This window comes from Rhodococcus sp. WS3, assembly GCF_003797085.1.
Lineage (GTDB): Bacteria > Actinomycetota > Actinomycetes > Mycobacteriales > Mycobacteriaceae > Rhodococcus_F > Rhodococcus_F globerula.
Genome location: NZ_RKMA01000001.1, coordinates 243,607 through 254,201, shown reverse-complemented (window position 1 = coordinate 254,201; position 10,595 = coordinate 243,607). Strand labels below are relative to the sequence as shown.

At 61.4% G+C, this 10,595-nt stretch carries 8 protein-coding genes; 1 reads left to right on the top strand and 7 read right to left on the bottom strand.

What is annotated here, in order from left to right; all coding sequences use genetic code 11:
• Positions 1–53 precede the first annotated feature (53 nt).
• From EEB13_RS01075 to EEB13_RS01065, 3 genes are read right to left on the bottom strand one after another with little or no spacing between them, the layout of a single operon-like run.
• A complete protein-coding gene (locus tag EEB13_RS01075) occupies positions 54–1,754 on the bottom strand; it encodes a class I adenylate-forming enzyme family protein (protein ID WP_261984422.1) in 1,701 nt (566 codons plus the stop codon).
• A gap of 28 nt (positions 1,755–1,782) precedes the next feature.
• Positions 1,783–2,982, bottom strand: a complete 1,200-nt coding sequence (locus tag EEB13_RS01070; protein WP_095886485.1) for a MaoC family dehydratase N-terminal domain-containing protein — start codon at positions 2,980–2,982, stop codon at positions 1,783–1,785.
• A gap of 16 nt (positions 2,983–2,998) precedes the next feature.
• The gene (locus tag EEB13_RS01065; protein WP_095886484.1) at positions 2,999–3,982 is read right to left on the bottom strand and encodes an MDR family oxidoreductase; all 984 of its coding nucleotides are present in this window, start codon (positions 3,980–3,982) and stop codon (positions 2,999–3,001) included.
• Between the two features lie 337 nt (positions 3,983–4,319).
• On the opposite strand from EEB13_RS01065, the gene EEB13_RS01060 reads away from it, so the two are divergent.
• Positions 4,320–5,720: a GGDEF domain-containing protein gene (locus EEB13_RS01060; protein ID WP_141484440.1), complete on the top strand. Its 1,401-nt coding sequence runs from the start codon at positions 4,320–4,322 to the stop codon at positions 5,718–5,720.
• An 18-nt stretch (positions 5,721–5,738) separates the two neighbouring features.
• Here the strand turns inward: EEB13_RS01060 and EEB13_RS01055 are convergent, their stop codons facing one another.
• From EEB13_RS01055 to EEB13_RS01040, 4 genes are all read right to left on the bottom strand, one after another.
• A complete protein-coding gene (locus EEB13_RS01055) occupies positions 5,739–7,031 on the bottom strand; it encodes an acyl-CoA dehydrogenase family protein (protein ID WP_245006036.1) in 1,293 nt (430 codons plus the stop codon).
• A complete protein-coding gene (locus tag EEB13_RS01050) occupies positions 7,028–8,167 on the bottom strand; it encodes an acyl-CoA dehydrogenase family protein (RefSeq protein WP_141484439.1) in 1,140 nt (379 codons plus the stop codon). The genes EEB13_RS01055 and EEB13_RS01050 overlap by 4 nt, the downstream gene beginning before the upstream one ends.
• Before the next feature lie 125 nt (positions 8,168–8,292).
• A complete protein-coding gene (locus tag EEB13_RS01045) occupies positions 8,293–9,069 on the bottom strand; it encodes an SDR family NAD(P)-dependent oxidoreductase (RefSeq protein WP_233365225.1) in 777 nt (258 codons plus the stop codon).
• Positions 9,066–10,592 (bottom strand): class I adenylate-forming enzyme family protein, encoded by a 1,527-nt coding sequence (locus EEB13_RS01040; RefSeq protein ID WP_222839781.1) that lies wholly within the window; start codon positions 10,590–10,592, stop codon positions 9,066–9,068. The genes EEB13_RS01045 and EEB13_RS01040 overlap by 4 nt, the downstream gene beginning before the upstream one ends.
• Positions 10,593–10,595 lie beyond the last annotated feature (3 nt).

The window sequence follows — 10,595 nt, the reverse complement described above, 5'->3', positions numbered from 1 at the left end:
CGCTGGGTGTACCGGCTGATCAACCCGGTAGCTATCGATCAGCCGGTACACCTTCACGCCTTCAACAGTTGTGCAGCGCGCTCTCGAACTTCACTGGATTTGATTTTTGCACTGCCGGTGAGAGCGATTTGGTCCTCGTCGAAAAACAGCACATGACGCGGAACCTTGTAGCTGGCGAGGCGTTCTCGCAGGAAAGTGCGAATTTCTTCTTGATGCAGATCGGTGCCCTCGTGCGCAACGATGCAGGACACGACGACCTCGCCAAGCGTCTCGTGCGGAACACCAACAGTGCGGGTGACCTTCACTCCGGGATGGCTGACCAGAGCCTCGTCGACTTCGAGCGGTGAGACGTTTGCGCCACCGGTCTTGATGATGTCGGTGAGGCGGCCCTCCCAGAACAGCCGGCCGACATCGTCGAGATATCCGCCGTCGCCGGTGTGGAAGAAACCTTCGGCGTCGACGGTCTCGCTGAGTGGTGTGCCGATATACCCGAGCATCAGTGTCGGACCCTTGACACAAATTTCGCCGCGTTCGCCGATCGGGAGAACATCGCCGGTGAGCGCGTCGACAACCTTGACGGTTGTTCCGGGAAGCGGCTCACCGCTGCTGCCCCCCGTTACGTCGTCCGGCGTATTGGCCGGGAAACAAGTTGAAATGGTGAAGGTTTCGGTGTTTCCGTACGCATGGCCGGGTTCGAACCATGTGGCCGTGACGCTGGGGTGACGGGCTACCGGTGTGTTGAAATCGACGTACGACAAGCTACTCAAATCCGCGCCGGTCCAGTTGGGTGCGGATTCGAACTGTGCCCATTGGTGCGGCCACGCAAACGGAAAGTTGACTTGTTCCGACTCGATGAGCCCGATTGCCTCTGCTGCGTCGAACGTCGATTGCAGTACCAATGAGCCACCGCTCGCGAAGGTCGTGCCCAGCGCCATCGCAAAGTTGCCTGACCAGAAAAATCCGTTGGCCGACCAGCATCGTATGTTGTCCTCGGGGTTGAAACGATACATGCGCCGAAATCGCCACATCTGAATGCTGACACCACGATGTGCGCTGAGAATGCCTTTGGGTTTGCTTGTCGTCCCTGACGAGAAGAACAGCACAGCAGCATCACTCGGGCGCACAGCCGCCGCGATGGATTCGATCAACCCCCTCGATTGGTCGACGCCTCGCGAGCGGAATGTGTCCCACGTGTCGATCGCCCCGATTGCTTCTCCGTCGCCGACCATGGCCAGATGACGAAGAAAGGGGAATCGCGGCGACTGCACTGTGCCGGGAGCTGCAGTGCCGAACTGTGGTTCGAGCGTGGTCAGCACCTCCGCAAAGTCCTTACCGAGTACGGTGTGCTCGAACAACAGAACCGAGACTGCAGAATTCTCCAGCAGGTAGTCCAGTTCCGCCGCTGTTGAGAACGTGCTGAGTGTGACCGCTACACCGCCGGCGAGGGCGGTGCCGAACACCGACGCGATCCACTCCGGACGGTTGGTCATCAAGACGCCCACCCGGCCGTCCTTGCCCAGACCGATACCCCGCAGAGCTTGGGCGACTTCGATTGCGCGCTCCCACAATTGTGCGTAGGACCAGCGGACGACACCGTCGTCGGAGCGCATGACCAGAGCTTCGCGATCGCCGTACATCTGCGTCACTTCCCGGAGGAATCCGGGAAGAGTCAGTGCGCCGAGGCCTGGTTCGTCGAGCAGTGGTACACCGTGCGCGATTGAAACAGCTGGTGCCGCATTCACATCGGTGGTCAAGGCTTGCCTCTTTCATGTCGAGGGAGAGTCAGGAGAACGGCAGTTCGACCTCGGCCGTGCAGGACACCAGAACGTCGCCGTCCTGATTGGTCAGACGCAGCTTGATCTGGACAAGCGGTACGCCCCAGGCTGATTGAGCTTCCTTGCCAACGACCTCGGCGTCGAAGTACGTCACGTCGCCCTCGAATGCGGGTGTGCGGAAGTCGGCCTTGGTATGGCGGACCATGCCGTTGTGACCTGCCCAGTTGGCGAGGAAGTCGGTGCACCAGGCGCCCATCGTCGCGCCGTAACCGTAGGCCCTGGCCATCCCGACTTCGCTGGCCTTGTCGCTGTCGATGTGGCCGCGAGACGGACCGACGTACAGGCCGTCGCGCTTGCGCGGGTCGATCTTGGCTCCTTCCTCGTCGTAACCGAAGCCCTCCACCCAGCCCGGATCCTGGTAGACCCAGGGATCTTCGACGCCGTCGGGTGCAACCCAGTGGAAGGTGCCCCAGATGTTGAAAAGGAATGCGCGGTACTCCGTGGTGAAGCTTGCGATGCTGTGCGGGCCGATGACGCGTCGCTGCAGTGTGTCGCCGATCTCGACCTCGTCGAAGCGCGGTGAAACACCCATGCGGTTGGACATGAGCCATTCGTGGCGCAGGTTCTCGACCTCGATGAGTTCTGCGTTGGTCCACCGTTTGACGGCCCCGACATTGTTGTTGTACATGCCGCGCTTTGTTGCCTCGTCGGCCAGGTAACGGATGGCTGTCGACCGTTCGAGTGCAACCTTGGAGCCGTGCTGGTTGGTGTGGAGCGTGTCGCCGCGCGAGAACATCGTGGGACCGGCGAACTTCGTATCGGCAACCTTGTAATCGTGGAAGCGTCGTTCTTGGAACAACGTGTCGCCGGGACGCACCGGCGTTCCGTAGAACCACCATTCCTCGCCGCCGAAGATCAAGTGGCTGTTCGGAATGTGTCCGACGCACGCCGGCTGAGCTCCGTGCCCGTAGTCCAGACCTACTGCGATGGACTGCGGTGCGATCAGACCGCCGAACTTACTGGCACGGGCAAATTCCTCATCCCAGTGGATCGGGTTGGGGTTGTCCATCGCCATGACCCAACGCCGCACGTCGGTGGTGCTGCACGGATCCCACAGCTGCCCGCCGCCGACAGGTTGGCCTACACGGTGGTCTACATCGGACAGATCGAGTTCGACGGTTTCCGGTTCGGTTAACTTCGTATTCATCGTCTCTGGCTCCCGGCTATCGATTGACGTCGACGACGATGCGTCCACGCACCGTGCCGTCCATGAGTTTTCTTGCAGCAGTGATCGATTCGCCCAGTGCGATGTCGTGGGCGATTGACTCCAGTGCCTCGGCATCCAGATCACGAGCCAGGCGATCCCAGGTGGCCAGGCGACGAGACTTGGGTGCCATCACGCTGTCGACACCGAGCAGTGACACGCCGCGGAGAATGAACGGCGCAACCGAGCCAGGGAAATCCATCCCCTGAGCGAGGCCACAGGCTGCGACAGCACCGCCGTACCGGGTTTGCGCGCACGCGTTCGCGAGGGTGTGACTGCCCACCGAATCGACGACGCCCGCCCAGCGTTCCTTCTGCATCGGCTTGCCGGCACCGGAGAGTTCGGCGCGGTCGATTACCGTTGTTGCGCCAAGGCTTTGGAGGTATTCCGCTTCGTCGACCTTGCCGGTCGACGCAGCGACGGTGAAGCCTGCCTTTGCCAGTAGGGCGATCGCGACACTGCCCACTCCGCCGGATGCTCCGGTCACGAGTATCTCGCCCTGGTCGGGCGATACACCGAAGTCGATGAGAGCGTCGACGCACAGGCTGGCGGCATAGCCCGCAGTGCCGATAGCCATGGCGGCATGGGCGGTGAATGCCGCGGGAAGTGGTATCAACCAGTCGCCGTTCAGGCGCGCGCGCTGGGCGAGTCCACCCCAGTGGGATTCGCCGACGCCCCAACCGTTGAGTACGACGCGATCGCCGGCTGCCCAGTCTGCGTGTGAACTCTCGGTGACTGTTCCGGCGAGGTCGATTCCGGGGACCATCGGGAACTTGCGCACTACTGGAGACGAACCGGTAATGGCCAGAGCGTCTTTGTAATTGAGAGTTGAATAGTCCACGTCGATGCTGACATTTCCGTCGGGTAGATCAGCTTCGTCGAGACTGGTGCAGGCGACGCTTTGTCCCGTGTCGTTCTTCTCGATGACTATTGCCGAAAACATCAGAAATGAATTCCTTCCTCAACCGGTTCGGAGCGCGTTCGCGTCCTGAAATCCGTGGGTGATGCACTGCAGATCGCGGTGTCCACCGTTAGCGGGGCCGAACTGCCGGGACTGTACTGCGCAGTAGCTGTCGTACAGGTCTTTTCGCACAGTACGTCAATCCTATCAATGATGGCAATACTTGACATTTACGCAGATCGGAATGTACTGACGGATGTCCTTGATTTGACAGCTCTAAAAGGGATAATTAGCGCAATTCGTCGGTTTCCAGCGCACGTTTTCCGCTGTATGTCCGATCGCCTCTCACAATTGATCCAAAGATTAGGTAGGTAGGGCGGTGGATGCGGTGGAAAACTCGACGTCAGCTGCGGCGCTACGCCACAGCCTGCTTGTCGGTCTTTGCGTTTTTGTCGCGTGCTTGATCGGGACTTTCAGCCGGCTTCCCGGTACCCTCGCCGTGTTCTGGCCGGCAAACGCACTGCTGCTCGGTCTGCTTGTTCGATCACCCCGTTCGGCAACCGTTCCGACGTGGTTCTGTGCGGCGACGGCCTATATTTCCGCGGATCTGGTCACTGGCGGTTCCGTCGAATCAGCTTTGTGGCTCGGTGCAAGCAACATCATCGGCGTTGTCGGTGGGTTCTACGCATTTCGATGGGTCTGCGCGGAAGATCGAAGGCTTTCGAGTATCCGCTCGGTGGGTTACTTCGTATCCGCGACCATGGTCGCGGCGGCGCTGACAGGATGTGTCGGAGGAGCTGCGAATGTGGCACTTTTCGGCGGCACATGGCCGGACGGCTGGATTCTCTGGTTCTCGGGCAACCTCGTCAACTACATGACGATTGTTCCGCTGGTACTGACTTTTCCGTCGCTTCGACCTGAGGACCGAGACCCTGAGGCCGTGTCCAGGATCCTTCGGCTGTCCGTGATTCCGGCCGCATTGTTGGCGTTGTGCATTCTGCTCCAATGGGTCATCGGCGGCGCCGGTGCAATTGCGTTTGCCATGCCTGCTCTTGTCACCGCCGCACTGCTGACCAATGTCTTTGTCACGTCACTGATGACCGCCATATCGACCGTATGTACGTTGGTCTTGACAGCCGACGGGCACTTGGGAACAGCTGTCGAAGGTTTATCCGCGGTCAGCGTTTCCGTAAGGATCGGATTGGCTCTGTTGGCAACTGCGCCCCTCGCGGTTGCCTGCGTGATCTATGAACGTCGACGCGCTCTCGCTGCTCTGACTGAAGCTGTGATGCTCGACGACCTGACTGGAGCGCTGCGCCGGGACGAATTCATGCGAAAAAGCATCGGCGCCGTCGGATCTCTTCAGTCCGGCCTGCCAGTCAGCGTCCTGATGATGGACCTGGACCACTTCAAGAAGGTCAATGACACCTTGGGCCATCGGACCGGGGACACGGTCCTTGTTGCGTTTGCGGATCAAGTGCGGCGCCATCTCGACGACACAGCGCTGTTTGCGCGCCTGGGCGGTGAGGAGTTTGTCGTTCTGTTGATCGACACGGATCTGGACGAGGCAACGCAAATAGCCGAAATAATTCGGGTGGCACAGCAGGAGCAATCGAGGACAACGCTCGGAGAACTCGGCCCGACTGTCAGTATCGGTGTGGCGTGTTCGCCGTCCGGTGACGCGGACGTGAACAGCATGATCGATTGCGCCGACGAAGCGCTGTATCTGGCAAAGAAGTTCGACCGTAACTGCACCGTGTCCCTGACCGCGAGAAGCTGATGTCCTGACCGCCGGAAACTAGTGACTGCCGGAAGTTGATCGGCTTTTCGGAATGTCCCGGAAGGCGATGTTCTGCTCGTGTGTGCGTTCACGCGGCATACCGAGGACTCGCTCGCTGATGGCGTTGCGGGCCATTTCGGTGGTCCCGCCGGCGATGCACCACACCTGTTGGCCGAGATAGTCCGTGGCGCAGTCGCCGACCGTACCGTCGTCGTCGTCCCACGCTGCCCCGGCAGGCCCGGTGAATTCGTAGATGATCGTCACCAGACGGGTAGACATCAGACCTGCCATCAATCGGGCGATACTCGCGGCCTGATCGGACATTGCGCCGGTGGTGATGCCCTGGACAACCCGATGCTGTAGTGCGTTGTTGGCCAGTTCCAGCATGCGGGCCTCACCGATGAGGTCACGGCTGACGGGGTCGTTCAAGCGACCCGCATCGCGCGCGACTGCAAGCAGTTCCGGCATCTTCGTTCCTCGTTGCGTGCTTCCGGCTGCCATGGTCGCGTACGGCGAGTTCGACAGCATTCGTTCGTGGAACATCCAGCGTGTGCCGACGGTCCAACCGTCGTTGATTTCGCCGATGCGGTCGCTGTCCGGAACCCTGACGTCGGTCATGAACTCTTGACAGAATTCCCGCGACCCACTGAGCAACTCGATGCGGTTGACTTCCATGCCGGTGCGATCGAGCGGCACCATGAACACGCTCAGCCCCCGATGCTTGGGCACGTCCCAGTTGGTTCTGGCAAGACAGAGCGCCCAATCGGACCACCAGGCGCCGGTAGTCCAGATCTTCGATCCGTTCAGTACCCAGTCTTCGCCGTCTCGAACAGCGGTGGTGACCGCGCCGGCGACGTCGGAGCCACCACTGGGCTCGGAGAGCATTTGCATCCAGATCTCTTCGCCCTTCAAGATGGCGGGGATGTGGCGTTGCTTCTGCTCCTCGGTGCCGAATTCGAGAAGCACTGCGGCGCAGGGCACAAAGGTCGGAGACTGTAGACGTTCGGCGTACTTGTAACCGGCGAGTTCCTCGTTCAATGCCCGCTGGTGAGCATGAGTGAGGCCTTGCCCGCCGTACTCCTGAGGGAAGCAGATCCCGGCAAGGCCCGCATCGAACAGTCGTCGCTGAAGTGCGCGTTGCTCCGCGACGTCGGTGAGTTCGTCCTCGTCGGGTCCTTCGGCGCGCATGACACCGATGTTTGCCTTCGGGTCGCTGGGGCCGAGGTTGTTTCGGATCCAGGTGCGTGCCCGAGTGCGAAACTGCTCGACCGATTCCATGTCGACGACGGTCTGGGGTGCCTGGGTGCTCAACGGATGCTCTCCTGACGTACGGCGATGGCGGCGATCAATTGGCGGTGCTCTGCGGGAGTGCCGTAGCTCGAGCGATTAGCTGCAGCCCGCCGCATGAACAGGTGTAGATCGTGCTCGAATGTGACGCCGATCCCGCCGTGGATCTGCACACAATCCTGGAGTAGCTCGCCGCCGCGATCGCCGATGTATGCGTGTGCGGCGCTGGTGAGTTCAGCGGCGTCCGGGCTTTCCGCAGCAACTGCGGCTGCTGCCGCGTCGGCGAGACCGTGGCTGGCTTCGAGCCAGGTCTTCATGTCTGCGAAGCGGTGTTTGAGTTCTTGGTACGACGCAAGGGGGCGTCCGAACGAGTATCGGTCGAATGCCCACGCAACGGTGAGGTCGAATGCCGCTTGCATCGCTCCGACGGATTCGGCGCAGCCCAGCACGATGGCGAGTTGCCGACAACGCTCGACGTCACGAGCCGCATCGCGTGTGTCTCCGATCATGGCGCTCAGGGGGAGACGTACGTTGTCGAACGTCACCGCGGCGTAGCGCCGTGTCAGATCGATTGATCGCAACGGCTTTACGTGCACACCGGGAGTATCGGTGGGCACCAGGACTTGCGCGACGGAGTCGCCGCACTGGCCGGTGACGAGAAGGACATCGGCGGTCTGGGCAGCTTCGACGGGGCGTTTTGCGCCGGACACAATTACGTCGTTGCCATCGACGCGAATCTCCAGTGGTGGAGTGCTCACGAGACTGTTCGCTTGTGGCTGGGTGAAACACCATGCTGCGGTGGAAGTTCCGGCGAGTAGTTCTGCAAGAACTTGGTCTGTGGTCTGGCTGGAGTAGATGTTGAGAAGTGCGGCAACGACGTTGGTCGGGGTGAGTGGGCCGGGCGCGGCGGTGCGGCCGAACTCGTACGCGACAAGTGTGAGGTCGACGAGTCCGCGATCGCTGATTGTGCCCCCACCGTGCTTTTCGTCCACCAGGAGGCTGGTCCAGCCGAGTTCTGCGCCGCGCCGCCAGTATTCGGAGTCGAAGCCCATGGGGTTGTCGCGCAGAAGACGCACAGCTGAGCTGGGCACCTGCGTGTTCAGGAACCGGGCTGTGGTGTCCCGGAAGAATTCCTGGTCCGGGGTCAGCTCCAACAACATGTTCGCCCTCTCGCCCTGCGGTTAGAAATCGCAATCAGAGTATGAAACTCTCTATTCTGAGAATAGCATTTTCAATGTCGAAATTAAAGCGAACTCGAACTGAGATCGGCACCCGTGTCGAACGCTCAGCGTGCCGTCCAACCACCATCGACAACTATGGTCTGGCCTGTGACGTAACTTCCCGCGTCACTTGCGAGCCAGAGAACAGAGCCGACAACATCGTGCGGCGTCCCTTCGTGCGGAAGTGGAGTGTTTCGTCGCAGATACTCCGCCGATCGGTCATCGGTGTACAGCTGATCAGTGATTTCACTCCGGAAGAATCCGGGAGCAACTGTGTTCACCCGGATCGAGTGCCGCGCCCACTGGATCGCGAGTTCTGCGGTGAGTCCTGATAGTCCGGCCTTACTTGCGGCGTATGACGCCTGCGGGATGCCCGGTATTCCCACCCTGCCGCTGATGGACGAGATGTTGACGACAGTGCCGCGGCCGATGGACTGCATGTGGGGGAAAGTGGCCTGCGCCAACAAGAACGGAGCGATCAAATTCAGATCCAAGGTCTTGCGGACGGCATCGAGTGGCTCGGATTCGGCTCGTTCGTAGGTGAACATGCTGCCCGCTGCGTTGATCAGAATTTCGGGCGGCCCAAGGCTTTCGACCACGGCGGGTACAACAGAGCCGACCTGGCCGGCCTCGGAGAGATCGCACTCGATGGCGGTGCCGTTGATCCGCTCGGCGAGTTCGGCTAGTTTGTCGCGGCGGCGCGCGACGACGGCAACTCGGGCGCCGAGTGAGGCAAGTGCCTCGGCTATGGCAGCGCCGAGGCCTGATGAAGCGCCCGTCACGATGGCTACCCGGCCGTCCAAGCCGAACATCCGTGCGGCGGTATCGCGGTGTGTTGTCACCGGAGACCTCGCTGCGGTGCCCTGACGGCGGAAGTGGTGAGTTCTGCGAGTCCGGCCCGCTGGATTTTTCCCATGGCGTTGACCGGCAGTGCGTCGACCTGTGACCAGAATTCCGGAACCTTGTAGGGCGACAGCTCGTTCCGGCAGAGGTCGGCAAGGATGCCGAACTCCATCGGAGGTCCGACACTTTCGACAATCGCGGCAACCCGCTGACCGAGTCGGTCGTCGGGTACCGGGTACACGGCGACCTTCGCGACATCGGGGTGCGTCGCGATGACTCGTTCCACTTCGAGCGGGTAGACGTTTGCACCACCGCGAATTATCACCAATTTCTTGCGGTCCAGGACTGTGAGCCAACCGTCGGCGTCGACAGTTCCGATATCCCCAGTCGCGAGTGGGCCGGGTTCAGTCGAAGTGACACCGCCGTGCTCCCAATGGCCGAGCATCGGCGTCCACGAGCCCGCCCACGGACCTGACCTCGCTGCTCTGACGCGCAGTTCGCCCAATTTTCCTGCAGGCAGCGGGCTTCCGTCCTCACTGTAGGCTGCAACCTCGTACTGTGGCAGTACCTGCCCGCTGGTCCGGGGGTGCCATTCGCGCCCGGGAGGATCGATCGATACGACGGTCGGTGCTTCGGTCAGGCCGTACGTGACGCGGGGGACGAGGCCGTGCGCGTCGGTGAACGCTTGGCGTAACCCGTCCGGTGTATCGCCGCCGCCGCACCAGATCTCCTGGAGTGAACTGAGGTTGACGTCGGGACGTCGCGCGAGGTCGTACAGTTGCGCGGGGGCGCCGTTCCACACTGTGACACGCCGCGAGGCGATCCATTCGGCAACCCCGTCGACGTCGCGCCGGTTCATCACGACTGAGCACCCGCCGGCTTGGGCGGTAAGTAGCGTCGACAAGACCATGAGATTGAGGATGGTCAGCGGGAAGCTGTCGCCCTTGCGTAGTTCTGGCCCCCATCCTCTGGTCGCGCACAGGACGGCGCCGGGGAGGAGTAGGTTTCGTTGACTGTGCACCACAGCTTTGGGCTGACCCGAAGTGCCACTGGTGAAAGCGATTCCGGCCGGAGCGTCGATATCCAACTCGACCGAAGGGGCGGTCTCGTCGCGCCCGCACAATTCTGCCCACTGAGCCTCGCTGACGCAGTCGAGAGGGTCCAGCCGACAGTTCGGTCCGGCCAGGACAACACTCGGCTTGCACAGAGTTTGTAATTCTTGCTGCTCACTGGATGACAGCGCTTCGCCGATTCCCACCCAGATCGCACCGATCCGCTGAGCGCCGTGAAATGCCGCGACGATGCCCAGATCGTTGGGCAAGCATGCCGCGACACGATCGCCTGGTCGCACGCCCAGTGACCACAGCGCTCCGGCGCAGCGCCTTGCCTGTGTGTCGAGTTCGGCATATGACCAGATCCCAGATACGGCTTCCACGGCCGGGGCCTGCGGGTTTGCCGCCAGTGCCGCATCGAGCACCGTCGCTATCGTGCCGAGGACGGCGGTCCCGTTGGATTTCTTCACCAC

Excerpts from the sequence above, each read along its gene's own strand:
- EEB13_RS01070 (WP_095886485.1), bottom strand. The coding sequence starts at position 2,982 with ATGAATACGAAGTTAACCGAACCGGAAACCGTCGAACTCGATCTGTCC.
- EEB13_RS01065 (WP_095886484.1), bottom strand. The coding sequence starts at position 3,982 with ATGTTTTCGGCAATAGTCATCGAGAAGAACGACACGGGACAAAGCGTC.
- EEB13_RS01050 (WP_141484439.1), bottom strand. The coding sequence starts at position 8,167 with ATGTTGTTGGAGCTGACCCCGGACCAGGAATTCTTCCGGGACACCACA.